Genomic DNA, 25061 nt, shown 5'->3' with positions numbered 1-25061 from the left:
CGTGAAGTGAGCAGTGCTGACCGGAGCGGTGAAGTGAGCAGTGGTGACATGAGCTACCTGGAGTACACCCTCGGCGAGCCGGTCGCCGACGCCAAGGCCCCCGCCGGGCCGATCGAACAGCGCTGGGACCAGCGGCGGTTCGACGCCAAGCTGGTCAACCCGGCCAACCGGCGCAAGCACACCGTGATCGTGGTCGGCACCGGCCTGGCCGGCGGCGCGGCCGGCGCCACCCTGGCCGAACAGGGCTACCACGTGGTCCAGTTCTGCTTCCAGGACTCCCCCCGGCGCGCCCACTCGATCGCCGCCCAGGGCGGCATCAACGCGGCCAAGAACTACCGCAACGACGGCGACTCGGTCCGCCGGCTGTTCTACGACACCGTCAAGGGCGGCGACTTCCGGGCCCGCGAGTCCAACGTGCACCGGCTGGCCCAGGTGTCGGTGGAGATCATCGACCAGTGCGTGGCCCAGGGCGTGCCCTTCGCCCGCGAGTACGGCGGCCTGCTGGACACCCGGTCGTTCGGCGGCGTCCAGGTCTCCCGGACCTTCTACGCCCGCGGCCAGACCGGCCAGCAGCTGCTGCTCGGCGCCTACCAGGCGCTCTCCCGGCAGGTCGCCGCCGGGAACGTGGAGCTGCACCCGCGCACCGAGATGCTCGACCTGCTGGTGGTCGACGGCCGGGCCCGCGGCATCGTCGCCCGCGACCTCGTCACCGGCGAGATCCGCTCCTACACCGCGGACGCCGTGGTGCTCGCCAGCGGCGGCTACGGCAACGTCTTCTACCTCTCCACCAACGCCAAGAACTCCAACGCCACCGCGATCTGGCGGGCGCACCGGCGCGGCGCGTACTTCGCCAACCCGTGCTTCACCCAGATCCACCCGACCTGCATCCCGCGCTCGGGCGACCACCAGTCCAAGCTCACCCTGATGAGCGAGTCGCTGCGCAACGACGGCCGGATCTGGGTGCCCAAGGCGAAGGGCGACAACCGGCCGCCCGGGCAGATCCCGGAGGAGGAGCGGGACTACTACCTGGAGCGGATCTACCCCTCCTTCGGCAACCTGGTGCCGCGCGACATCGCCTCCCGGGCCGCCAAGAACGTCTGCGACGAGGGCCGCGGCATCGGCCCCGGCGGCCAGGGCGTCTACCTGGACTTCGCCGACGCGATCCGCCGGCTGGGCCGGGACACCGTCGAGGCCAAGTACGGCAACCTCTTCGAGATGTACGAGCGGATCACCGCCGAGGACCCGTACCGGGTGCCGATGCGGATCTACCCGGCGATCCACTACACGATGGGCGGGCTCTGGGTCGACTACGACCTGCAGACCACCGTCCCGGGCCTGTTCGCGATCGGGGAGGCCAACTTCTCCGACCACGGCGCCAACCGGCTCGGCGCCAGCGCCCTGATGCAGGGCCTGGCCGACGGCTACTTCGTGCTGCCGCCCACCATCAACGACTACCTGGCCCGCCACCCGCTGCCGGCCGTGCCCGCCGACCACCCGGTGCTCGCCGAGGTGGAGGCCGAGGTCGAGGACCGGCTCAACCTGATCCTCGCGGTGGACGGCGACCGCACCCCGGACTCCTTCCACCGCGAACTCGGCGAACTGCTCTGGGACGAGTGCGGGATGGCCCGCGACGAGGCCGGACTGCGCCGGGCGCTGGAGCGGATCCCGCTGCTGCGCGAGGAGTTCTGGCGCCGGATCAAGGTGCCGGGCACCGGGCAGGAGCTCAACCAGTCGCTGGAGAAGGCCAACCGGCTGGTCGACTACTTCGAACTGGCCGAGCTGATGTGCCTGGACGCGCTGCACCGCGCCGAGTCCTGCGGCGGCCACTTCCGCACCGAGAGCCAGACCCCCGACGGCGAGGCCGCCCGCCGCGACGAGGACTACTCCTACGCCGCCGCCTGGGAGTTCACCGGCACCGGCGCGGCACCCGTCCTCCACCGCGAGGAACTCGACTTCGAGTACGTCCACCCCACCCAGCGGAGCTACGCATGAACCTCACCCTGCGCATCTGGCGCCAGGCGGGCCCGGACGCACCCAGCTCGATGACCACCTACCGGGTCGGCGGGATCAGCCCGGACATGTCCTTCCTGGAGATGCTGGACACCCTCAACGAGGAGCTGATCACCCGCGGCGACCAGCCCGTCGCCTTCGACCACGACTGCCGCGAGGGCATCTGCGGCGCCTGCGGCATGGTCATCAACGGCCAGGCGCACGGCCCCGAGCGCACCACCACCTGCCAGTTGCACATGCGGCACTTCCAGGACGGCGACACCATCGACGTCGAGCCCTGGCGGGCGGCGGCGTTCCCGGTGGTCAAAGACCTGGTGGTGGACCGCTCGGCCTTCGACCGGATCATCGGCTCCGGCGGCTACATCACCGCCCCCACCGGCAGCGCCCCCGAGGCGCACGCCACGCCCGTCCCCAAGGAGACCGCCGACACCGCCTTCGAGCACGCCGAGTGCATCGGCTGCGGCGCCTGCGTGGCGGCCTGCCCGAACGGCTCGGCGATGCTCTTCACCTCCGCCAAGGTGGTGCACCTCAACGTGCTGCCGCAGGGCGCGCCGGAACGGGCCGCCCGGGTACGGGACATGGTCTCGGCCATGGACGCCGAGGGCTTCGGCGGCTGCACCAACACCGGTGAGTGCGCCACCGCCTGTCCCAAGGGCATCCCGCTGCCCAGCATCGCGGCGATGAACCGGGAGTTCCTGCGGGCCGCCCGCGGCTGACGACTCCCCCGCTACGGTCGGCCCCTCGCTCTGGTGCTCAGGCGAGGGGCCGACGCCGTTCTGGAACAGGGCGTGCGGTCGCGGTTCGCGCTACCCGTACGGGTGGTGGATCGCCCGGGGCCGTGCTTCCTGACGGGGAATCGCGCTACGGTGGTGTCCGCTACGGAAGGACGGCATATGCCCGAGGTTCAGTCCTGTTCCGGTTGCGGCGGGTCCGGGGGGACCCAGAAGACCGAGGCCACGGTCGAACTGGACGAGGAAGGAAGCATGGTGCCCAGTGTCCACACCTTCTGGTCGCCCTGCGGCCGGTGCCACGGATCCGGAACGGTGATCGTCGGATGAGGTTCGTCTTCGAATGCGTCGAGTGCGGTGGGCACTACCTGCCGCCCGAGGAGATGGTGTACCCGGACGGGCCGGCCTCGCCGGTCTGGTGCACCGCCTGCCAGAGCGCCAAGCGCGCGGCCGGCGTCCGGGAGGACCCGCTGCTCGCCCGGGTCGCGCTGGCCGCCGCCCGGGCCGCACTGGCCCGGCGGGCCGCGGAGGCGGCCGAGCAGCCCGCCCGCCCCGACGTCCGCCCGTCCCGCCCGCCGCGGTCCCGCCGGGCCCGCTCCGGCCCCGGCGTGCTGCGCGGCAAGCTGGGCTGACGGCCCGCGGGACGACGGGTCGGCGGGACCAGGGCCGGGGCACACGAACCGACGGTGCGTCAGTTATCCGCCACGACAATGAACTTGTGCGGACCCGGAGCCTGCTGGCACATTGTCCTCCCTCGCACGACAGCCTTGGGGGACATGGCCATGCAGCCGACCGATCCTTCCGATTCGACCCGGGCCGGGCAGACCGGCTCCTTCCCGTTCGTTCCGCCGCCTCCGCCCGGCGGGCCGCCGACACCGGCCCCGTTCGGGCCGCCGCCGCCCACCACCCCGCCGCCGGCCTTCACGAGCGGTCCCGCCGGCACCCCGACCACCACCCGCGTCGCGGTCACCAACCGCATCCTCTGGATCGGGCAGGCCGCGTACCCGCTCGCCAACGTGGCCCGGGTCGGTACCTCCCTGATCGTGCCCGGCCGGCGCCGCGCGCTCCTGCGGCTGCTCGCCTTCGGCCTGGTCGTCTTCCTGCCGGTGCTCGTGATCGCGCAGGCCACCGACGGATCGTCCTCGGACTCCGGGTCCGGCACGCTGTTCCTCGTCTCGATGATCCTCGTGGCGCTCTACTTCCTGATCTTCACCTGGCCGGTGCTGCGCCGGCCCGACCTGTACGTGCTGGCCGTGGACACGGCCGGCCCGCCGACCGCGGTGCTGGCCTGGCTCACCGCGGAGCCGGCGTTCGAGCTGCAGGCCACCATCACCCGCGCGATCGAGAACCCGCAGGCCGAGTTCCAGCAGATCGTCCAGACCATCAGCGTGGACCTGCGGCAGTACCAGTTCGGCGACAGCGTCAACATCTACGGCGGCCAGGGAAACACGGGAGTCAGCAAGTGAACGACAACGAGCGTCCGGACGTCCAGTACGGCGACCGCGTCACCATCCACGGCGGCAGCGGCAACGTCGGCATCCAGCACAACAACGGGGCGGTCGGCGACCAGGCCCTGCCGCCGGAGGTCGCCGCGCTGTTCGCGCGGCTCGCCGCCGTGGTCACCGACCTGGCCCGGGACGGGCGGCTCCACGAGGCGGACCGGCAGAGCCTCGCCGAGGCCCTGCCGGTGCTGACCAGCCCCGCCGCCGAGGAGCCGAGGAGCCGGCGCAACACCCTGCTGCTGCTGGCCGGCCTGGCCCAGAGCGTCGGCGAGGCCGCCGCGCCCGCGCTGGGCCTGGCGAACCAGCTCCTGGCCCTGCTCAGCGGCTGACCGACCGGCCGGCGCCCACCCACTCGCGGGCGGGCGCCGGCCTACGCCGTACCCCTTGCCCCCGTCTCCGCCGCCGTCTCGGTGAGGAAGCCTTCCACCAGCTCGACGACGGTCTCCGGGGCGTCCTCGGGGCTGTAGTGGCCGACGCCGGGCAGTTCGACGGCCCGGCCGCGCGGGAACGCCTCGGCGAACAGGGGCAGGAAGTGCCGGGCGGCGAGGGTGCGGTCGGCCGCGCCCCAGAGGGCAAGCGCGGGCAGGGCGGCGAGCGCCGCGCGGGCCTCGGCGCCCGGGGTCTCGAAGGTGTGCGCCCCGGTGGCGAAGCCCTTCGCCCAGCCGATCGCCCCGGCGGCCTCCGCGGGGGACGGGAAGGCCGCGCCGTAGGCGGCCAGCCAGGTGTCGGTGATCAGGGCGTTGTTCTCGAAGCCGTTGAGCTTCAGGGTGCTGAGGACGGTGTGGCGGAGTTCGCCGAGGACGGCGTCCAGGCTGCCGTCGGCGTGCGCCCGGGCGATCCAGCCGAACCACGGGGACTCGGCCGCGTTGGCGGCGAGCGCCGCGCCGAGGCCGGGCTGGCCGAACGGCGTGGGCCCGTTGACGCTCACCACCCGGGCGATCAGCTCCGGGCGGCGGGCGGCCAGGCCCATGCCGACCGGCCCGCCGAAGTCGTGCAGGACCAGGGTGAGTTCGCGCAGGCCGAGGTCCAGGACGAGCGCCTCCAGGTTGTCGACGTGGTCCTGCAGCCAGTAGGTCCGGTCGGCCGGGGTAGCGCTCTTGCCGAAGCCCATGTGGTCGGGGACGACCACCCGGTGGGTCGGGGCCAGGCGGCGGACCAGGTCGCGGAAGAGGTAGCCCCAGGTGGGTTCGCCGTGCAGGCAGAGCACCACGGGGCCGCTGCCCTCGTCCACGTAGTGCTGGCGGAAGCCGGCGGCGGTGCTGAAGTGCGGCCGGTACGGGAAGGTGCCGTCGAAGGTCTCGTGGGCGGCGATCATGGTCGGGCTCGCTCCAAGGTGGTAGCAACTTAAAACCGCAAGGCCGAGGCTAGGCCTTGCGGTTTTATTACGCAACCATGCTGGTCGGAGCGGTCATTGGCGGTCTCAGAACAGCGCCTCCTGGGTGTCCGGCTCCGGCGGGCGCAGACGCTCCTGGAGGACCATGCCCTCGGACCCGCGGCCGGTGACCGGGCTGAGCGTCCAGCCGGTGAGCAGCCGGGTGTCCAGCAGCAGCGGGCCGGAGCCGTCCGTCTGGTCCAGGAAGAGGTGCCGGCCCACCGGCGCGCGGAGCCGGCCCGCGAGCACCGCGCCGTCGGCCAGCCCGGCGATCTCCCGGTACGCCTCCGGGGCGCCGCCGGCCAGCCCGTAGCGCTCGACGTGGTCGACCACCGGCCGGTCGGCGAGCAGCTCCACGGCGTGGCCGTCCAGCAGCCGGTGCGCCCGGGCGCGGGCGTCGCCGAGCACCGTACGGCGGTACGGGACGTCGCCGTGCGACCACCACTGCTCGGTCTTGATCCGGGACTTGTACCGCTCGCGGGCCAGGCCCGAGGCGGCGACGGTGAGTTCGGCGCGCCGGACCGCCGGCAGGGCGCCGCGGGCGGTGAACGCGTAGGCCAGCGCGCCCTGTTCGAGCAGCCGGCTGTCGCCGCGCTGCTCGGCGGTCAGGCCGACCTTGAGCAGGCCCTCGCCGAACCAGGCGAGGTAGAGCAGGTAGGTGCGGCCGTCGTCGAGGATCTGGTCCCGGGCGAGGGCGAGGCCGCGGTCCACGCTCTGGCAGGCCGGGCACTGCGTCGCACCGCCGCCCGGGTCGATCACCGCGTGGTGCGGGCAGGGCGTGCGCTCCGTCGCCCCGGCCAGCCAGGCCCCCACGCAGCGGCGCGGGCCGCCCAGCAGCCAGCCGACCTCCACCCCCGGCGCCACGGCGCGCTCGTGCACCTGCGCGCCGCGCGCGGCCCCGAGCACGGCGCGGCCGTCCCGCCAGCTCAGGCCGGTGGAGACCCAGCCGGCGGGGCGGGCCCGGTGCTCGGGGGTCTGCGGGGGCTGCGGGGGGATCGTCACGTTTCTCCTGGCTGTCGGTAGCCGACGAGACTACCCGGTGCCACCGACAGGCCGGGCGGCCCGACGCCGCCACACCCCTGCCACCCCGCCCGCCGGCCCCCTCGACAGGGCGTCAGGTCCGTGGCGGCCGGCCCCTCCTCCCCGCCCGAAAGCCCCGCAGGTCACCGGCGCTTGGCCGGGCGGGGTGTTCACGTTCTATTGTGGCGGGCGCGGTCGGCGGCGCGGTCGGGAGGCGGTGCCGCGGCGGCCGCATCGGGCGCGAGGCGAATGGGGTGGGCGGACGGTGTCGGGGCGGCGGAGCAGCGGGGTGCTGGCGATCTGGGCGGAGGCGCAGCGACAGCAGCAGCGCCGGGAGGAGGCCCGGTGGCGCGCCGAGGCGGCGGAGCAGCGCCGCCGGGAGCGGGAGCAGCGGGAGGTGCAGAAGGCGGCGGCCCGCGGCGAGCGCGAGGCGCAGCGCGCCTACCAGCAGTCGCGGGAGGCGGAGGTGGCCCGGCGGACGGCCGAACTGGACGCCCGGGTCGAGGAGTTGCGGGGGCTGCTGGCCGCCGGGCTGGCCGCGCCGGCCTTCGGCCCGCAGGCCCTGCTGGCGCCGCGGGCGGTGCCGCCGTTCGATCCGGGGCCGCTGGGCGAGCCGGTGCCGATGCCGGACCAGTCCTCGGCCCGGTACTTCGTGCCGCCACCGGACCCGGTGCAGGCCCGCAACCCGGGGGTGCGGCAGCAGTACGAGCAGTACCTGGCCCAGGCCCGGGCCCGGTTCGAGCAGGACTGGTACGCCGCGCAGGCCCGGGAGGTGGACCGGCAGCACCGGCTGGCCGCGTACCACCAGGAGTACCTGGCCGGGGTCGAGCACTCCCGCCGGCAGCAGGAGGAGCTGGCCGCCCGGACCGAGGAGCTGCTGCGCCGGCTGCGGGCGGGCGAGCCGGAGGCGGTGCAGGAGTACTTCACGGCCGGCCTGTACGCCTCGGCGGCCTGGCCGGAGGGCTTCCCGCACCGGCTGGCGGCGGCGTTCGACGCCGGGAGCCGCCAGCTGGTGGTGGACTGGGAGCTGCCCGGGCCGGACGTGGTGCCGGCCGCCGGCCGGGTGCGGTACGTGAAGTCGGACGACCGCGAGGCCGAGGTGGCCCGCCCGGCGACGGAGCGCAAGGCGCTGTACCGGGAGGTGCTGGCGCAGTCGGCGCTGCGGGTGGCGGTGGAGCTGTTCCGGGCGGACCGGGACGGGCTGCTGGACTCGGTGGTGCTGAACGGCTTCGTGCTCGGCATCGACCCGGCGACCGGCCGGGAGGCCGAGCGCTTCCTCTCCACCCTGACCGCCACCCGGGCGGGCTTCGCCGCCCTGGCGCTGGACCGGGTGGACCCGGTGGAGTGCTTCCAGGGCCTGGGCGGCCGGCTGTCGGCGCGCCCGGAGCGGCTGGACGAGGTGCGGCCGGACCGGCGGCCGGAGAGCGTCGGCGGGAGCCTGGCCGGGCACGGCGGCGAGGACGAGCCGGACCTGTTCGAGATGGACCCGCTGGACTTCGAGGAGCTGATCGCCGAGCTGTTCCGGCTGCGCGGCTTCCGGGTGATGACCACGGCCCGCAGCGGCGACGTCGGGGTGGACGTGGTGGCCGAGGACCTGGACCCGGTGACCGGCGGCACGATCGTGATCCAGGCGAAGCGCTACAAGAAGACCGTCCCGCCGACGGCGGTGCGCGACCTGGAGTCGACCGTCCGCCACCACGGTGCGATCAAGGGCATCCTGGTCACCACCGCGGGCTTCGGCCGCGGCTCGTACAGCTACATCGAGGGCAAGCCGCTGGCCCTGGTGAGCGGCCCGGAGCTGGTCGCCCTGCTCGCCGAGCAGGGCCTGCGCGGCCGGCTCGGCGGCGACGGCTCCTCCGCCGCCGCCTCGGCCGTCGCGAACGACCGGTCCGAGGAGGCGCGCGAGACCGCCCTCACGGTGAGCTGGCAGAGCCGGACGGCCGGCGGGGACGCGGTGGAGCTGGACGTCACCGCCTTCCTGTGCGCCGGCGGCCGGGTGCTGAGCGACGAGCACTTCGTGTTCTTCAACAGCCCGCAGGACCCGGACGGCGCCGTGCGGCTGCACCCGACCCGCTCGGTGCCGGGCGAGCCGACCCGGGCGGCCCGGCTGGCCCTGGACCTGCACCGGCTGCCGGCCGCCGTCGAGGAGGTGGTGGTCGCCGTCTCCACCGAGGAGGAGGACCACCCGGCGCTGCCGCTCGGCTACGTGCACGGGCTGGCGCTCGCCGCCGCGTACGGGCCGGGCGCCGGCGGACCGGACGCCTGGACGGGCCCGACCGGCGGGGTGCCGGACAGCGCGATGCTGCTCGGGGCGTTCCGCCGGGCCGCCGGCGGCTGGGAGTTCAGCCCGTCCGGGCGGGCGGTGACGAACGGCCTGGCCGGGCTGGCGGCGGCCTTCGGCGTGGCGGTCGAGTAGTCGGCCGGGCCCCGGCCCCTTCCGGAACCGTCCGGAGCCTGCCGGGGCCCTTGGTCCTCAGGGTCCGGCGTCATACCTGAGGAGGAGAAGGCCCCCCGCCGTCCCGCCGGGTCGGCGGGGGCCGACCCTCCGCGTGGCATACGAATCGCATTCGAACAGCTTGGGATGATGTTACGGAGTTAAACATTCCGTTAATCAGCCCGAGGAGTCCACGTGACGTTCCCCGCAACCGCCGTCCACACCGGCCGCGCGGCCGCCCGAGCCACCAGCCTGAACAAGGTCTACGGGGAGGGGGAGACCCGCGTCGTCGCCCTCGACAACGTCAGCGTCGTGTTCCCCCAGGGCGAGTTCACCGCCATCATGGGCCCCTCCGGCTCCGGCAAGTCCACCCTCATGCACTGCATGGCCGGCCTCGACACCGTCACCTCCGGCTCCTCCACCATCGGCGACACCGAGCTCGTCGGCCTCAAGGACAAGCAGCTCACCCAGCTCCGCCGGGACCACATCGGCTTCATCTTCCAGGCCTTCAACCTGCTCCCCACGCTGACGGCCCTGGAGAACATCACCCTCCCCATGGACATCGCCGGCCGCAAGGTCGACAAGCCCTGGCTCGACCGCGTCGTCGACACCGTCGGCCTCTCCGGCCGCCTCAGCCACCGCCCCTCCCAGCTCTCCGGCGGCCAGCAGCAGCGCGTCGCCTGCGCCCGCGCCCTCGCCGGCAAGCCCGACATCATCTTCGCCGACGAGCCCACCGGCAACCTCGACTCCCGCTCCGGCGCCGAGATCCTCTCCTTCCTGCGCAACTCCGTGCGCGAGCTCGGCCAGACCGTCGTCATGGTCACCCACGACCCCGTCGCCGCCTCCTACGCCGACCGCGTCGTCTTCCTCGCCGACGGCCGCATCGTCGACGAACTCCACCAGCCCACCGCCGACACCGTCCTGGACCGCATGCGCCGCTTCGACGCCAAGGGCCGCACCAGCTGATCCGGCCCACCGAGGCCCGAAGCCACCCGTCCCCCGAGTACCCCCAGGACTGACACTCCCTCATGTTCCGCACCGCACTGCGCAATGTGCTCGCCCACAAGGGCCGGCTGCTGATGACGGTACTGGCCGTCATGCTCGGCACCGCCTTCGTGTCCGGCACGCTGGTCTTCTCCGACACCTTCGGCAACGCGCTGAGGACCCAGAACTCCAAGAGCTACACCGACGTCGCCGTCACGGTCGCCGACCGCGAGGCCCGCAACCTCAGCGACGACGACGGCGGCCGGATCGCCGGCCCGACCCTCACCGAGGAGACCCGCACCAAGGTCGCCGCGGTGCCCGGCGTCGCCGAGGTCCGCGGCGTGGTCAGCGGCTTCGCCGGCATCGCCGACACCAAGGGCGCGCTGATCGGCAACGGCTTCTCCACCACCGGCACCAACTACGTGCCGGGCGCCGACGGCACCGACCCGCGCTACCCGCTGGTCGAGGGCCGCGGCCCGAAGGACGCCACCGAGATCGCGCTGGACCGCAAGACCGCCGACAAGGGCGGCTACAAGGTCGGCGACACCGTCCGGGTCGCGGTCAACGGCCCGGTGATGAAGCTCAAGCTCACCGGCACCCTGACCACCAACGACCCGCGCGTGGTGGCCGGCGGCTCGCTCGCCGCCTTCGACACCGCCACCGCCCAGCAGCTCTACCTGACCCCGGGCCGCTACGCCGAGCTGGACGTCAGGTCCAAGCCGGGCACCGACGACGCCGCGCTGCTCACCGCCGTCAAGCAGGCCGTCCCGCAGGGCGACTCCATCGAGGCGAAGACCGGCCGCGAACTCGCCGCCGAGCAGGACGAGATGATCCGGAAGGGCACCACCGTCCTGACCACCGTCCTGATGGGCTTCGCGGGCATCGCGCTGTTCGTCGGCATCTTCATCATCGCCAACACCTTCACCATGCTGGTCGCCCAGCGCACCAAGGAGCTGGCGCTGCTGCGCGCCGTCGGCGCCACCCGCCGCCAGATCACCCGCTCGGTGCTGATCGAGGCCGTCCTGGTCGGCCTGACCGCCGCGGTGACCGGTCTGCTGGCGGGCATCGGCATCGCCGCCGGACTCAAGTCGCTGCTCAACGGCCCGATGGACGCCAACCTGCCGGACGGCCCGCTGATCATCGCCCCGACCACGGTGGTCGCCGCGCTCGCGGTCGGCGTGCTGGTGACGGTGCTGGCCGCCTGGCTGCCCGCCCGCCGGGCCTCCCGGATCGCCCCGGTGGCGGCGATGAGCTCGGCCGAGCAGCCCGCGACCCAGAAGGGCCTGCGGATCCGCAACACCATCGGCCTGCTGTTCTCCCTGGCCGGCCTCGCCGCGCTGGCCGGCGGTGTGGCCGGCAAGGAGGTCAAGCTGGTCGGCCTCGGCGCCGGCACGCTGCTGATCGGCGTGTTCGTGCTGACCCCGCTGCTGTCCCGGCCGCTGATCGCGCTGTTCGCCCCGCTGCTGCGCGCCGTGTACGGCGCCCCGGGCAAGCTGGCCCAGGAGAACGCGGTCCGCAACCCGCGCCGCACCGCCGCGACCGCCTCGGCGCTGACCATCGGCGTCACCCTGATCACCTCGCTGACGGTGATCGGCGCCTCGGTGAACCAGGCCGTGGACAAGGCCGCCGAGACCGACCTCAAGGCCGACTACACCGTCGCCATGCAGAACTTCTCGAAGCTCTCCCCCGAGGTCGCCGCCCAGATCGCCAAGGCGCCCGGCGTCAGCGTGATCAGCGCCGAGCGCAACGTCACCGTCAAGACCGGGCAGAACGGCGAGGACAGCGAGTGGATGACCGCGGTGGACGCCGCGACCATCGACCAGCTGGCCACCGTCAAGGTCAAGGAGGGCTCCCCGGACGCCCTCAAGCAGGGCAGGCTGCTGGTCAGTTCGGGCCGCGCCGAGCGCGCCGGCTACAAGGTCGGCGACACCCTCGCCGTCACCTACCCGGACGGCGCCAAGGGCTCGCTGACCGTCGGCGGCATCCTGGAGGCCAACACCGCGCTGGCCTCGGTCATCGTCCCGGAGGCCGTGGTCGCCCCGCACCTGGCGCCCGCCACCGGCCTGGAGAAGGTCCTGGTCAAGGGCACCAACGGCGCGACCGAGGAGCTGAAGCAGGCGCTGCGCGACGCGACCGGCGGCAACCCGCTGATCGCGGTCAAGGGCGCGAAGGAGATCAAGGCGGAGAACCGCCAGATGATCACCGGCATCCTGAACATGATGTACGGGCTGCTCGGCATGTCCGTGGTCATCGCGGTGCTCGGCGTGGTCAACACCATGGCCATGTCGGTGTTCGAGCGCCGCCGGGAGATCGGCATGCTGCGGGCGATCGGCCTGGACCGGCTCGGCATCCGCCGGATGGTCCGGCTGGAGTCGCTGCTGATCGCGCTGTTCGGCGGGCTGGTGGGTGTCGGACTCGGCATCCTGGTCGCCTGGGCGGGTGTGCGCACGCTGGCGGACAGCCTCAAGGGCATCACCACCGTGGTGCCGCCGGTGCAGACCGTCGGCTTCCTGCTCGCGGCCGCCGTGATCGGCCTGCTGGCCGCGCTCTGGCCGGCCCACCGGGCGGCGAAGCTGGACATCCTGGACTCGATCAAGAGCCAGTAGTCCGGGCCCGGAACAGATGGAGCCCCCGGGGCGGTTCGGAAGAACCGGCCCGGGGGCTCCGTCGTGTCATCAGGCGAGCGTCATCAGGTGGACATCGTCAACCGGACTGCATCAGGTGAACCGGATCGGGTGAACCGGATCAGTTGAACAGCACCTTCTCGTTGTTCGGCTGCAGGGTGCCGGTGGTTAGCCCGGCGGCCGAGACCAGCAGCTGGCCGGCCGGCTTGCCGTCGGTGCCCAGCACCTCGGCGTTGACCGCCGTGGTCTCGTCCGGCGCGGTGACCTGGAGGCCGGTGAGCACGTGGCAGGTCGCGTCCGACTTGTCGCAGGCGCTCCACTTGAGGCCCGCGTAGCCGGACTTGTTGGGCTTCAGGGTGACCAGCACCGCGGGCCCGGGGTGCGACTCGCGGTTGGCCGCCAGCGCGTCCGCGCTGTTGTCGGCCTTCAGGCCGCCGAAGCCCGGGTAGCCGTACAGGGTGCAGTTGTGGCTGCTCTTGTTCTTGATCGTCAGCATCGCCGAGCCCGCGCCCTTGAGCTGCACGGTGGCGGTGATGTCGTCGCTCTTGCAGCGCGAACCGGCCGCCTGGCCGGCCATCGGGTCGCCCGGGACGGTGGCCCCGGCGGCGCTCGCCTTCGGGTCGCCCGGCTTGTCGTCGGTGTACTTCACGTCGTCGCACGCGGTCAGCAACACGGTCGCCGCGAGGGCGGCGACACCGGCGGCGACTAACCTGGCAGGCCTGCGAACGGTCATGTTCCCCCCATGTATGGGTAATGGCATGGTGCTGTCACCCTAAGTACGAAGGTGGTGGCGCAACGGTTCCACTGGGACTGCAGTTTGTCAGAGCTGACCGTTTTCGTCGTCTTCCTGACTGGTTCCGACCGCTCCTGGCGAGAACTGGCTCCGCTCCTACGAAACCGCCCCGGCCGGCGGGTGCCGGACGGGGCGGTACGGGTGGAGCGGGGTGGAGCGGGTGCTACGGGTGGAACAGGCCGAACGGCCGGATCAGGCGGCCGGCTTGGCGGCCACCGGCTGGGCGGGCTTCTTGCTCCTGCCGCCGCCGAGGACGTTGAAGAACACCGCCAGGGTCGGGACCAGGTAGAGCAGCCAGACCACCAGCTGCAGCACCGTCGGGTCCGGCTGGAAGTTGAACACGCCCTTCAGCAGGGTGCCGTACCAGCTGTCCTTGGGGATGGTGCTGGAGATGTCGAAGGCCGTGTTGTGCAGGCCGGGCAGCCAGCCGGCCTCCTGGAGGTCGTGCACGCCGTAGGCGAGGACGCCGGCCGCGACCACGACCAGCATCGCGCCGGTCCAGGTGAAGAACTTGGCCAGGTTGATCTTCAGCGCGCCCCGGTAGAACAGCCAGCCGAGCACCACCGAGGTGAGCAGGCCGAGCGCGGCGCCGATCAGCGGGTTCCAGCCGTCGCCGGTGGCCTGGACGGCGGTCCAGATGAACAGGGACGTCTCCAGGCCCTCGCGGCCGACGGCCAGGAAGGCGGTGACCACCAGGGCGGTGGTGCCCATCGCGATCGCCGCGTCCAGCTTGCCGTGCAGCTCGGTCTTCAGGTGCCGGGCGGTGCGCCGCATCCAGAAGACCATCCAGGTCACCAGGCCGACCGAGATGATCGACAGCGAGCCGCCGAGCGCCTCCTGGGCCTCGAAGGTGAGCTGCGAGGAGCCGAACTGGAGCACCGCGCCGAAGGCCATGGAGAGCGCCACGGCCGAGCCGACGCCGATCCACACCGGCGGCAGCCGGTCCTTGCGGCCGGTCTTGACCAGGTAGGCGATCAGGATGCAGACGACCAGGCTGGCTTCGAGGCCTTCGCGCAGGCCGATCAGGTAGTTGCCGAACACGCGGGCTCCTGAGGGGTGTCGAGATGGTACGGGAGAACAGGAGGGGTGTCAGCCGAAGAGGGCCTGGCCCCACCACTCCCCCGGCTTGCGCACGCCCGCCGGGCAGGCGAAGTGGGCGGAGCCGACGTGCTGGATGTACTCGTTGAGCTTGTCGCTCGCCGCGAGCTTCTGCTGGAGCGGGATGAAGGCCTTGCGGGTGTCGCGCTGGTAGGCGAGGAAGAACAGCCCGGCGTCTAGGCGGCCGAGGCCGTCGGTGCCGTCGGTGAAGGAGAAGCCGCGGCGCAGGATCATCAGGCCGCTGTTGGCGTCCGGGTGGGCGAGGGCGACGTGCGAGGTCGCGGGCATCGCCGCGAGGTCCGGCGCGTCGTGCTCCTTGCCCTTGCCGTACGGGGCGCCCTCGCCCTTGGTGCGGCCGAAGGTGTCCTCCTGGTCCTTCAGCGAGGCGCGGTCCCAGGTCTCGATGTGCATCCGGATCCGCCGGGCGACCAGGTAGGAGCCGCCGGTCATCCACTCCGGGCCGTCGCCGGGGGCGGCCCAGACGTGGTCGGCCAGCTTCGCGCCGTCGGTGCCCGCGATGTTGTGGGTGCCGTCCTTGAACCCCATCAGGTTGCGCGGGGTCTGCTCGTCCGGGGTGGTCGAGGAGGTCTTGCCGAAACCGAGCTGCGACCAGCGGATGTTGACGGTGCCCATGCCGATCCGGGCCAGGTTGCGGATCGCGTGCACGGCGACCTGCGGGTCGTCGGCGCAGGCCTGGACGCAGAGGTCGCCGCCGCTGCGGGCCGGGTCGAGCTTGTCGCCCTTGAAGTTCGGCAGGTCGATCAGCCCCTCGGGGCGCTTGGCCTGGAGGCCGAAGCGGTCGACGCCGTCCTTCTCGAACAGGCTCGGCCCGAAGCCGATGGTCAGGGTGAGCCGGGAGGCGGGCAGGCCGAGGGCCTCGCCGGTGTCGTCCGGCGGCGCCTCCGGCGAGCCGGGCACCGCGCCGGTGCCGACCTCGCGGCCGCCGGTCATCGCGGCGGCCGCCTTGGTCCACTCCTTGAGCAGCTTGACCAGGGACTCCCGGGTGGCCTTCTCGGAGACGTCGAAGGCGGCGAAGTGCAGCCGGTCCTGGACCGGGGTGGAGATGCCCGCCTGGTGCTCGCCGTAGAACGGCACCTCGGCGCCGACGGGGGCGGCGACCGGGACGGCGTCGTCCTGCCGGGTGGCCGCGGCGACCGAGCCGACGGCGGCGGCGCCGAGCGCGACGCCCGCGCCGGCCCAGCCGATGACGGCGCGTCGGCTGACCGCGCCCCTGGTCCCGGTGGCGTCGGCGGCGGCCGGCGTCCCGTTCTGCTGCTCGTTCTCCGCGTCCATCGGCGGGCGGGCCCTTCTACTGTGCTGGACTTCTGCGCTGACCCGCGGAGGCCGTGGGGCCCGGATCGCGGGCCGCCACGGCGTCGGCGGGGTACTTCGGGGTGGGGTGGCCGGTTACTTGACGACCACGGCGGCGGCCAGCTTCGACAGCGGCTCGCCCAGCGAGTTGACCGCGTCGGAGAAGGCCTTGCGCTCGGCCTCGGTGACCTTGTCGTAGGAGGTGAAGGTGCCGTCGGCCTGCTTGTACTTGGCCAGCAGGGTGTTGATGGCGGCGAACTCGGAGTCCAGCGTCTTCGCCAGCTCCGCGTCCTTCTCGGAGGCGACCGGCTTCAGCAGCTCGTAGGCCTTCTGCGCGCCCTCGACGTTGGCGTGGAAGTCGGCCAGGTCGGTGTGGCTGTAGCGGTCCTCCTCACCGGTGATCTTGTTGGTGGCGACCTCGTCCAGCAGCTCCTTGGCGCCGTTGGCCATGCTGGTCGCGGTGATCTCCGCCTCGGGGATCTTCTTCTGCCAGTCCTTGAGGTCGGCGACCAGCTGGTCGGCGAGCTTCTTCTCGTCGTCGCCGATCTTCGCGTCGGCCCAGAGCGACTTCTCCAGCTTGTGCCAGCCGGTCCAGGCCTGGCCCGGCTCCAGCTTGTCCTCGCGGGTGTCGGTCTTCGGGTCGACGTCGCCGAAGCTCTCGGCGACCGGCTCGGTGCGCTCCCAGCCGGTGCGCGAGGGCGCGTACAGCGACTTGGCCTTCTCCAGGTCGTCCGCCTTGATCGCGGCGGCGAAGGCCTCGACGGCCGGGATGGTGGCGTCGGCCTGCTCCTGGGCGTACTTCCGGTAGGAGTCGACGGCGGCGGCCAGGCGCGGGTCGGCCGGCGCGGCGCTGCCGCCCTCGCCGGTGACGGTGATCTTCTGGCGGATGCCGTTGCCGACCATGCCGGGCTTGCAGGCGATCTCGTACGAGCCGGCCTTGATCTCGGCGTTGATGCTCGCCTTGGTGCCGGGGCCGATGTTCTCGCGCTCGGTGACGATCTTGTCGCCGTCGCCGTAGACGTAGACCTCGGTGGTCTTGGAGCCCTTGTTGCTGATGTCCAGGACGACGTGGCCGGCCGGGAAGGTGGTCTTGGAGACCTCGCAGGCGGTGTCGGTCGCGTTCACCTTGACCGCGTCGGAGCCGCCGGCCTTGTCGTCCTTCTTGGACGCGCAGCCGGCCAGGGCTGCGGTCGCCACGGCGAGGGTGAGCAGCGCGGCTGCGGTGGAACGGCGACGGGCGGACATGCGGGCTCCAACGGGAAAGGGCATGGGTGTGCCAAGGCAGTGCGGCCGGCCGGGGACCAGCAGACCATCATTAGCTAAGGCATACCTTACGTAAAGACGATTTTCCGTCTACACCCACCCCCTGAACCGTTACCGTCCCGGTGTCCGGCGGGCGGCCGTCCTGCCCGGCGGGCGACTACCGTCCCGGCGTCCGGCGGGCCGCGGCCCGGGCCGTCCAGCGGCCCTCGTGCCGGCTGATCCGGATCGGGTGGCCGAAGGTCTCGCTGATCAGCTCCGTGGTCATCACCTCGTCCACCGGCCCGGCCGCCACGCACTCGCCGCCGCGCAGCAGCAGGGCGTGGGTGGTGCTCTCCGGCAGCTCCTCCAGGTGGTGGGTGACCAGCACGCTGGCCAGCTCCGGGTGCTGGTGGCGCAGCAGGTCCAGGCTGTCCAGCAGCAGCTCCCGGGCGGTCAGGTCGAGCCCGGTGGCCGGCTCGTCGAGCAGCAGCAGCCGGGGGCTGGGCATCAGCGCGCGGGCGATCAGGGCCCGGCCGCGCTCGCCCTGGGACAGCGTCGTCCACGCGGCCTCGGCCATCGCGCGCATGCCGAGCGTGTCGATCAGCTGCTCGGCCCGCTCCAGCGCCTCCGGGGCCGGCTTGCGGTGGAACTCCGGCTCGATCGTGTTGGTGTAGCCGGTGAGCACCACCTCGCGCACGCTCAGCGGCGAGCGCAGCGGGTGGCGCGGGTTGACGTGCCCGAGGTGGGCGCGCAGCTCGCGGACGTCCACCCGGCCGAGCCGGCGGCCGAGCACGTCCACCTCGCCGCGGGTGGGGTGGGAGACGGCGCCGAGCAGCGCGAGCAGGGTGGACTTGCCGGCCCCGTTGGGGCCGAGCAGCGCCCAGTGCTCGCCGGGCCGGATCTCCAGGGTGATCCCGCGCAGCAGGTGGCGGCCGTCGCGCACGACGTCCACGTCGCGGGTGCGCAGCACCGGCCCGGCGACGTCGGGGGCGGATGAGTTCATGGGACTCCGATCACGGTGCCGGGCAGGGTGCGGGCGGGGCGCCGCACGGGACGGTCCGGCGCCGTCCGTCCGCGTGCAGAGTACAACCGTCGAGTCGCGGGAGGTCGGGGCGTCCGAGGGGTGGACGCGCCAGAACCCTGTCGCCCGGCGGGAGTTGGGAGGAGGATGGTGCCCTTTCCGAGGGGGGACGAGGGGGGACTCGATGACCGCGGACGGGGAACGGGCCGCCGGCACGCTGCACGGGCTGGTCGAGGAACGGGCCCGCCGGGCGCCGGCCGCGGTGGCCGTGCGCTGCGGCGGGCAGGAGCTCACGTACGGGGAGCTGGTGGAGCGGGCCGGGCGGCTGGCCGCCGTGCTGGCGGAGCGGGGCCTGGCCCCGGGCGGCCGGGCGGCGGTCGCGCTGGGCCGGGGCACCGAGGTGTACGTGGCGCTGCTGGCCGTGCTGACGGCGGGCGCGGCGTTCGTGCCGCTGGAGCCCACCGCGCCGGACGCGCTGCTGCGGCACGTGCTGGCGGACGCCGCACCGGACGTGGTGGTGACCGAGGAGCGCCACCGGGTCCGGCTGGCGGACGCGGGCGGGGCGCCGCTGGTCTGCGTCGACACGGCCGCCCCCGCGCGGGCCCCCTTCGAGCCGCCCGAGGTCACCGCCGCCGACCTCGCCTGCGTCTTCTACACCTCCGGCTCCACCGGCCTGCCCCTCGGCGCGCTGATCGAGCACCGCAACCTGCTGGCCGCGTACGAGGGCTGGCGCGAGGTGTACGGGCTCACCGCCGAGGACCGGATCCTGCAGACCGCGAGCCTGGAGTTCGACGTCTTCACCGCCGACTGGGTCCGGGCCCTCGGCACCGGCGCGACCCTGGTCGTCACCCCGTTCAACCTCACCCTGGACCGCGCCGCCGACCTCGGCGCGCTGCCCGCCCTGGTCGCCGCCGAGCGGATCACCGTCCTGGAGCTGAACGTCCGCACCGCGCGCCGGCTGACCGCCCTGCTGACGCGGACCGGCGGCAGGCTGCCCGGGGTGCGGTTGCTCACCGTGGGCGCCGAGAAGTGGTACCTGGACGAGCAGTTGGGCCTGCAGCGGCTGCTCGGCGGGGAGGCGAGGGTGCTGAACGTCTACGGGCTGGCCGAGGCCACCGTGGACAGCACCTGGTTCGACGCCCGGGGCACCGCGGCCGCCGAGGGCGCCGAACGGGTCTCGCTGGTCGGCCGGCCCTTCCCCGGCACCCGGGTGTACGTGCTGGGCCCGAACGGCACCCCCGCCAAGCAGGGCATGACGGGGGAAATCGCGATCGCCGGCGCCGGCCTGGCCCGCGGCTACCTGAACCGGCCGGCGGACACCGCCCGCCGCTTCGTCCGGGCGGACTTCGACCCGGACGGCCGGGTGCTGCTGACCGGCGACCTCGGGGTGCTGCGGGCGGACGGCGTGCTGGAGTTCACCGCCCGGGCCGCGACCGTGGTCGGCCCGCTCGGCGCGGAGCGGCCGACCGGCGTGCTGGCGCGGGTGCGGGCGGCGGTCCACGCGGAGGGCGCGCTGCGCGGGCACCCGGCGGTGCGGGAGGCGGCCGTCGTCTACGTGGAGCCGGTACCGGGGCGGCGGCGGCTGGTCGGCTACGCGGTGACCGATCCGGCCGTGTACGGGGCGGACGGCTGGTCGCTCTCCCAGTACCTGGAGAGGAAGCTCAGGGGCCGCCCGGTGCCCGCCGCCGTCGTCACGCTGCGCGAGCTGCCGCGCACCCGGGCGGGCAAGCTGGACCGCGCGGCACTGCCGCTGCCGGCCCCGCCGGAGCACGCCGCCCCGCGCTCCGCCAAGGCGGGCGGGCGGAGCGGCGGCAAGGGCGGCGGCAAGGCCGGGGGCCGGCGTTCCGGGGACGCGGGCTTCACCGGCGGCTGCGCGGCGGTGGTCTGCGTCCTGGTGTTCGCCTTCGCAGCCTGGGCGATGACCTTCGCACTCTTCCCCGGCTCGACCGACCTCACGGGCGTCCCCTCCCCGTACCGCGGCTTCTTCCAGCTGCTGTACCTCTGCGAGAACCTGGCCTTCGGGGCCGGGATCGTCTACCTCACCATCGGTTTCGAGGCGGTCCTGCGGCTGGGCAGGCCGTTCGGGCTGTCGGTGCTGACCCATCTGGCGATCGCCTGGCTGCTGGTCAACTGGTGGCCGCAGGACAACCTCTACCGGCTCACCAGGGCCACCGACTGGCCGCGCGAGACGGCGATGGTGTTCGCGTTCAACGTCCCGCTGATGCTCGCGGCGCTGGTACTGGTGCGCTTCGTGCTCTGGCGGCCGCCGACCGGGAAGGAGTGACGGGACCCCGCCGGCGGCTGCTCAGGCGCACCTCGCCGGCGGCTCAGCGCAGCGCCTCGAACATCCGGGCCAGCCCGTGGTTCGCGGCGGCGACCAGCGCCTCGGCCGCGTCCAGCGACTCGGTGTCCGGCCCGGCCAGGGCGAGGCCGACGAAGGGCTCCGGCTCACGGGAGGCGGTCGGGATCAGCGGCAGCAGGGTGACGCCGAGCCGGGCGCAGCGCGGCCGCAGCCGTTCCAGGTGGTCGTGCAGCGCGGCCTGGTCGAGCCGGGCGCCGAGCGGCATCGCGTCCAGGGTGCGGACCAGGTGGCCGGGGCCGCGCACCGCGTCGAGGCGGGCGCGCAGCACGAGGGCGACGGCCGGCCCGGTGAGCCGCAGGTTGATCTCGGTGGGGGCGAGCCGGCGCTCCCGGTCGGTGACGAAGTCGACGTCGTACCAGCCCCGGTAGCCCTCGGCGGCCAGCCGCTCCCCCACCGCCACGGCGAACCGGCGGGCGGTGTCGGCGGCGTCCCCCGGCACCGCGCCGGGGCCGACGGTGACGCCCTGGTAGCGGGTGCCGGCCACCTCCATGGCGCCCGCGCCGACCGGGTGGACGGTACCGTCCGGGCCGACCAGGGCGTCCTGGGTGAGGTCGCGAAGCCGGGCGGACGGGCCGGCGTCGACGTACTCCTCCAGCAGCAACTCCCCTTCGGCAGGCAGGAGTTCGGTGCGGACCAGGCGCCGCAGCAGGGCCCGGCCGCCGCCCGCGGCGAACAGTTCGGCGGGCTCCACCACGACGGTGCCGTAGCCGCCGACGCCGTACGGGCTCTTCAGCACCGTGGTCAGGCCCCGGACGGCGCGGGCGGTCAGCCGGCGGGCCGCCCGGCGCCGGCCGCCCGGGCGCTCCTGGTGCGGCACCCGGATGCCGGGGTGCCCGGGGGCGAGGGCGGTGAACAGGTCGTGCGCGGCGGCCTTGGACTCGTAGCGGCGGACGGCGGCCAGCTCGGGCCCCTCGCCCTGCGCGGCCGTCCGGCCCCACCCCACCACCGGACGGCCGGAGTCGGCGATCCGGGCCGCCAGGGCGGGACGGTCGGCGAGGGCCTCGGCCACCGTGCGGTCCGGTGCCACGCCGCTGTGCACCTCGACCGGGCCCCAGGCCAACTCCCGGGCCAGCCAGTCGGTCCACTCCGGGGCGACCTCGGCCGGCAGCACCAGCAGCGCCGGTTCGGGGCTGTAGCAGGCGGCCAGGCAGGCGTAGTGGTGGGCGTGCCGCAGCCGTCGTAGGCGCTGCGCCGGGTCCATGCCGGGGGCGAGGAACTGCGCGTTGAAGTCCGCGACGTCGCCCACGTGGACCGCCGCCCGGCCGCCGGTCCAGGCCCCCACCCATCCGCCCATGGGGCGGAAGCGTAGAGCCTGGGAGGGCCGGCCGCCCAGTGTCGGAGCATCGGAGGCCGGCGGCAAGGTGTCAGAGCGCCAACAGCCCGGCGTCGGTGGGGCGCAGGCCGCAGGCGTCGAGGTAGAAGGGGCGCAGGTGCGGCTCGAAGTCGACGTGCAGCCAGGCGCAGCCGGCCGCGCGGGCGCCGTCGGCGGCCTCCGCGACCAGCCGGGTGGCGACGCCCTGCCGCCGGGTGTCCGGGGAGACCGCGGTGTCGAGCAGGAAGGCGTGGGCGCCGCCGTCCCAGGCGAGGTTGACGAAGCCGAGCAGGGCGCCGTCGGCGGTGCGGCGGGCGGTGACCCAGCCGAGGCTGTGCCGTTCCAGCCGGGCGAGCCGGCCGCCGGGTTCCACGGGGTGGCCGAAGGCCTCGGCGTGCAGGGCGTCGAGTTCGGGATCGGTGAGCGGGCCGCGCCACAGGTAGTCGATCGTCACGACGGCACTGTAGAGCCCTTGTTAACTTCCGATCATTTTTTATCGACCAAGGACACGACTTGGCAAAGTTATGACCTTTCCTCTAGCTCAATCTGACTGACCCCCGTCAATCTCGGTCGCAGCTCCTTTCCCTGCACAGCTACCCCCACTGGAGTCCGAGTGATCCCCACGTCCTCCTCCCGCCGTGCCCGCATGGCCGCGGCCTTCGTGGTCGTCGCCGCCCTCGCCGGCGCCACCGTCCCGGCCGCCACCGCCTCCGCCGCCCCCGGCATGCGCGAGGCCGCGATATCCCAGGCCCGCGCCAACGTCGCCCACAACGCGGGGGTGTTCGGCTTCGGCGCCGGCCAGGACCTCGTGCTCAAGGACGTCGTGGTCGACGCCGACGGTGCCACCCACGTCCGCTTCGACCGGACCTTCCAGGGCCTGCCGGTGGTCGGCGGCGACCTGGTCGTCCACCAGGACGCCAAGGGCCGGCTCAAGGACTCCTCCCGCGCGGCCGCCCACGACGCCGCCGTGAAGTCGACCGTCCCCAAGGTGACCGCGCAGTCCGGCGCGGCCGGCGCGCTGGCCGCCGCCCCGGGTGTCAAGGACGCCGTCAGCAGCCCCGAGCTGGTCGTCTGGGCCGCCGACGGCACCCCCCGGCTGGCCTGGCGCACCACCGTCGAGGGCACGGGCGAGCACGGCCAGCCGGCGGGCAAGGTGGTCGTCACCGACGCCACCACGGGCGAGCAGATCGAGTCCTACGACGCCGAGCACCAGGCCGCCGGCACCGGGAACTCCGAGTACACCGGCACGGTCACCATCGACACCACCGCCGCGAACGGCGGCTACACCCTGACCGACCCGGTCCGCGGCCACGTCACCAAGGACGCCAACAACGTCGCCGCGAGCTCGCTCAAGGCCTCCTCCGGCACCGCGATCACCAGCACCACCAACGTCTGGGGCGACGGAAAGAAGTTCTCCTCCAACCGCACCACCGCCGCCGTCGACGCCCACGCCAACACCGCCTGGACGTACGACTACTACAAGAACGTCCACGGCCGCAGCGGCATCAAGAACGACGGCAAGGGCGCCACCGTCTTCGTCCACGTCGGCACCAACTGGGACAACGCCCAGTGGTCCGACACCTGCTTCTGCATGATGACCGGTGACGGCGACGGCACCACCGACCCGGAGCAGGTGGACCTCGACACCATGGGCCACGAGATGACCCACGGCGTCACCAGCGCCACCGCCAACCTGCGCTACAGCGGCGAGTCCGGCGGCCTCAACGAGTCCACCAGCGACATCTTCGGCACCATGGTCGAGTGGTACGCCAACAACAGCGTCGACAAGGGCGACTACCTGTTCAGCGACCAGTCCACCCCGCCGTGGCTGCGCCGCTTCGACAAGCCCTCGCTGGACGGCCGTTCGGCCGACTGCTGGAGCAGCGGCGTCGGCAAGCTCGACGTCCACTACTCCTCGGGCGTCGGCAACCACTGGTTCTACCTGGCCAGCGAGGGCAGCGGCACCAAGACCGTCAACGGCGTCACCTACACCAGCCCGACCTGCAACAACTCCACGCTGGCCGGCATCGGCAACGCCAAGGTCGCCAAGATCTGGTACCGCGCGCTGACCGTCTACATGACCTCCACCACCACCTACAAGGGCGCCCGCTCCGCCTCCCTGAACGCGGCCCGCGACCTGTACGGCGCCGGCAGCGCCGAGTACAACGCGGTCGCGGCAGCCTGGAGCGGCGTCAACGTCAACTGACGTACGGTGCCTAGTGGTTGAAGCCCACGTGGCAGTGGTCGTGGTGGGTGTCGTCGGTGAAGAACTGGTTGCCGACGCCGCCCGGGACCGCCACCGGACCGCCCACGTTGTACGAACCGGCGGCGGCCGCGTCCCGCATGAAGGACTCGACCAGCTGCCGGGACGTACCCGGGTCCACCACCGCCAGGCCGTCGATCCGCCAGACGTCGAAGGCCCGGCCCAGCGGATGGTCGCTGGGCCGGGTCGTCCCGAAGACGTCCAGCGGGTGGCCGGTCCGCACCACGCTCACCGAGAGCGTGTACGGGCCGGCCAGCCGCAGCATCGCCTCCAGCACGCTGTCGTGGACCGTGCCGCCGCGCAGGTCGGCGGCGGCCTCCGGCGGCAGCTCGATCCGGGGCTCGGCCAGCACCCGGGCCACCGCGGGCGACGGCGCGGCGGCGGCCGGGCCCGCGACACCCGGACGCAGGTCGGTGACGGTCCAGCGCGGCTCGGCCCGGCCCAGCCGGACGTCCACCGTGGTGCCGCCCTCGGCCACCGAGCCGTCCGGGCCGCGGGTCCACTGGCGGCACACCACCAGCACGCTCGCCGAGTCGTCGAGGATGCCGCCGTACTGGGCGACCACCACCTCCAGGCCCGCCTCCGACGCCGCCGGGGCCAACGGACCGGCGGCGTCGGCCAGCGCGGGCGGCAGGCCGAGCGCCGCCACCCGGGCCCGGGCCGCCTCCACCCCCTGCCCGCCGGGCGGCCAGGCGCCGAGCGCGGCGACCAGCTCGACGGCGCGGCGCTTGACGTCGGGCTGGATCTCGCCGGGGCCGGGCTGCCAGAGGGGCGGGCGGGGCAGCGGGGTAACCGTGGGTTTCTCGGTCGGCGTTCCGGCCGGTGTCGCGGGCGTCGTCGCGCTCGGACTCGGCCCGGCCGCCCGTGACGTGCTCCCGCCCGTGCACCCCGCCGCACCCAGCGCCAGCGCCGCCGCCGCGCCCGCCCGCAGCACCCCGCGCCGGTCCGGACCCCGGCCGCCGTCTCCACCCGTCATGCCGTCAGT

At 73.6% G+C, this 25061-nt stretch carries 20 protein-coding genes; 10 read left to right on the top strand and 10 right to left on the bottom strand.

Annotated elements, in window-relative coordinates:
- Positions 1-48: 48 nt before the first annotated feature.
- The 5 genes from ACFVXH_RS16840 to ACFVXH_RS16820 all read left to right on the top strand — a co-directional run bounded on the left by ACFVXH_RS16840 (position 49) and on the right by ACFVXH_RS16820 (position 4569).
- The gene (locus ACFVXH_RS16840) at positions 49-1992 is read left to right on the top strand and encodes a fumarate reductase/succinate dehydrogenase flavoprotein subunit (protein WP_387824275.1); all 1944 of its coding nucleotides are present in this window, start codon (positions 49-51) and stop codon (positions 1990-1992) included.
- Positions 1989-2726 (top strand): succinate dehydrogenase/fumarate reductase iron-sulfur subunit, encoded by a 738-nt coding sequence (locus ACFVXH_RS16835; protein WP_387824225.1) that lies wholly within the window; start codon positions 1989-1991, stop codon positions 2724-2726. Before ACFVXH_RS16840 ends, ACFVXH_RS16835 begins: the two co-directional genes overlap by 4 nt.
- A 338-nt stretch (positions 2727-3064) precedes the next feature.
- A complete protein-coding gene (locus ACFVXH_RS16830; protein WP_074003642.1) occupies positions 3065-3370 on the top strand; it encodes a hypothetical protein in 306 nt (101 codons plus the stop codon).
- Between the two features lie 144 nt (positions 3371-3514).
- Positions 3515-4204 carry a DUF6232 family protein gene (locus tag ACFVXH_RS16825; RefSeq protein ID WP_387824222.1) on the top strand — a complete coding sequence of 230 codons (690 nt, stop codon included), beginning with the start codon at positions 3515-3517 and terminating at the stop codon, positions 4202-4204.
- Positions 4201-4569, top strand: coding sequence for a hypothetical protein (locus tag ACFVXH_RS16820; RefSeq protein ID WP_117486582.1), 369 nt, complete (start codon positions 4201-4203; stop codon positions 4567-4569). Before ACFVXH_RS16825 ends, ACFVXH_RS16820 begins: the two co-directional genes overlap by 4 nt.
- Positions 4570-4610: 41 nt before the next feature.
- On the opposite strand, the gene ACFVXH_RS16815 is transcribed toward ACFVXH_RS16820, so the two are convergent.
- Entirely contained in the window at positions 4611-5555 is a 945-nt protein-coding gene (locus ACFVXH_RS16815; RefSeq protein WP_387824218.1) for an alpha/beta fold hydrolase, read from the bottom strand.
- 105 nt (positions 5556-5660) lie between these two features.
- Positions 5661-6614: a DUF2797 domain-containing protein gene (locus ACFVXH_RS16810; protein WP_387824215.1), complete on the bottom strand. Its 954-nt coding sequence runs from the start codon at positions 6612-6614 to the stop codon at positions 5661-5663.
- A 307-nt stretch (positions 6615-6921) separates the two neighbouring features.
- On the opposite strand from ACFVXH_RS16810, the gene ACFVXH_RS16805 reads away from it, so the two are divergent.
- From ACFVXH_RS16805 to ACFVXH_RS16795, 3 genes are all read left to right on the top strand, one after another.
- Complete coding sequence (locus ACFVXH_RS16805) at positions 6922-9048, top strand: restriction endonuclease (protein WP_387824212.1); 2127 nt, start codon at positions 6922-6924, stop codon at positions 9046-9048.
- A 213-nt stretch (positions 9049-9261) separates the two neighbouring features.
- A complete protein-coding gene (locus tag ACFVXH_RS16800; protein WP_049655792.1) occupies positions 9262-10032 on the top strand; it encodes an ABC transporter ATP-binding protein in 771 nt (256 codons plus the stop codon).
- A 62-nt stretch (positions 10033-10094) separates the two neighbouring features.
- A complete protein-coding gene (locus ACFVXH_RS16795) occupies positions 10095-12656 on the top strand; it encodes an ABC transporter permease (protein ID WP_387824209.1) in 2562 nt (853 codons plus the stop codon).
- A gap of 139 nt (positions 12657-12795) precedes the next feature.
- Here ACFVXH_RS16795 and ACFVXH_RS16790 read toward each other — a convergent pair whose 3' ends face one another.
- From ACFVXH_RS16790 to ACFVXH_RS16770, 5 genes are all read right to left on the bottom strand, one after another.
- Entirely contained in the window at positions 12796-13407 is a 612-nt protein-coding gene (locus ACFVXH_RS16790) for a DUF4232 domain-containing protein (RefSeq protein ID WP_158077734.1), read from the bottom strand.
- A 252-nt stretch (positions 13408-13659) separates the two neighbouring features.
- Complete coding sequence (efeU, locus tag ACFVXH_RS16785) at positions 13660-14508, bottom strand: iron uptake transporter permease EfeU (protein ID WP_387824206.1); 849 nt, start codon at positions 14506-14508, stop codon at positions 13660-13662.
- Positions 14509-14556: 48 nt separating this feature from the next.
- Positions 14557-15858: an iron uptake transporter deferrochelatase/peroxidase subunit gene (efeB, locus tag ACFVXH_RS16780; protein WP_387824204.1), complete on the bottom strand. Its 1302-nt coding sequence runs from the start codon at positions 15856-15858 to the stop codon at positions 14557-14559.
- A 114-nt stretch (positions 15859-15972) separates the two neighbouring features.
- Positions 15973-17121 (bottom strand): iron uptake system protein EfeO, encoded by a 1149-nt coding sequence (gene efeO, locus ACFVXH_RS16775; RefSeq protein WP_074003652.1) that lies wholly within the window; start codon positions 17119-17121, stop codon positions 15973-15975.
- A gap of 175 nt (positions 17122-17296) precedes the next feature.
- Complete coding sequence (locus ACFVXH_RS16770) at positions 17297-18121, bottom strand: ABC transporter ATP-binding protein (RefSeq protein WP_387824201.1); 825 nt, start codon at positions 18119-18121, stop codon at positions 17297-17299.
- A gap of 202 nt (positions 18122-18323) precedes the next feature.
- On the opposite strand from ACFVXH_RS16770, the gene ACFVXH_RS16765 reads away from it, so the two are divergent.
- Complete coding sequence (locus ACFVXH_RS16765) at positions 18324-20423, top strand: amino acid adenylation domain-containing protein (RefSeq protein ID WP_387824198.1); 2100 nt, start codon at positions 18324-18326, stop codon at positions 20421-20423.
- Positions 20424-20466: 43 nt separating this feature from the next.
- On the opposite strand, the gene ACFVXH_RS16760 is transcribed toward ACFVXH_RS16765, so the two are convergent.
- The gene (locus ACFVXH_RS16760; RefSeq protein ID WP_387824195.1) at positions 20467-21795 is read right to left on the bottom strand and encodes a hypothetical protein; all 1329 of its coding nucleotides are present in this window, start codon (positions 21793-21795) and stop codon (positions 20467-20469) included.
- Between the two features lie 70 nt (positions 21796-21865).
- Positions 21866-22267: a GNAT family N-acetyltransferase gene (locus ACFVXH_RS16755; RefSeq protein WP_049659195.1), complete on the bottom strand. Its 402-nt coding sequence runs from the start codon at positions 22265-22267 to the stop codon at positions 21866-21868.
- Between the two features lie 159 nt (positions 22268-22426).
- On the opposite strand from ACFVXH_RS16755, the gene ACFVXH_RS16750 reads away from it, so the two are divergent.
- A complete protein-coding gene (locus tag ACFVXH_RS16750) occupies positions 22427-24019 on the top strand; it encodes a M4 family metallopeptidase (RefSeq protein ID WP_387824192.1) in 1593 nt (530 codons plus the stop codon).
- A gap of 10 nt (positions 24020-24029) precedes the next feature.
- Here ACFVXH_RS16750 and ACFVXH_RS16745 read toward each other — a convergent pair whose 3' ends face one another.
- Positions 24030-25052: a hypothetical protein gene (locus ACFVXH_RS16745; RefSeq protein ID WP_387824189.1), complete on the bottom strand. Its 1023-nt coding sequence runs from the start codon at positions 25050-25052 to the stop codon at positions 24030-24032.
- Between the last annotated feature and the right edge of the window lie 9 nt (positions 25053-25061).

The organism is Kitasatospora sp. NPDC058184 (assembly GCF_042883725.1).
Taxonomy (GTDB): domain Bacteria; phylum Actinomycetota; class Actinomycetes; order Streptomycetales; family Streptomycetaceae; genus Kitasatospora.
The sequence above is the reverse complement of the archived record's forward strand: the minus strand, read 5'-3'. Positions and strand labels throughout refer to the sequence as shown.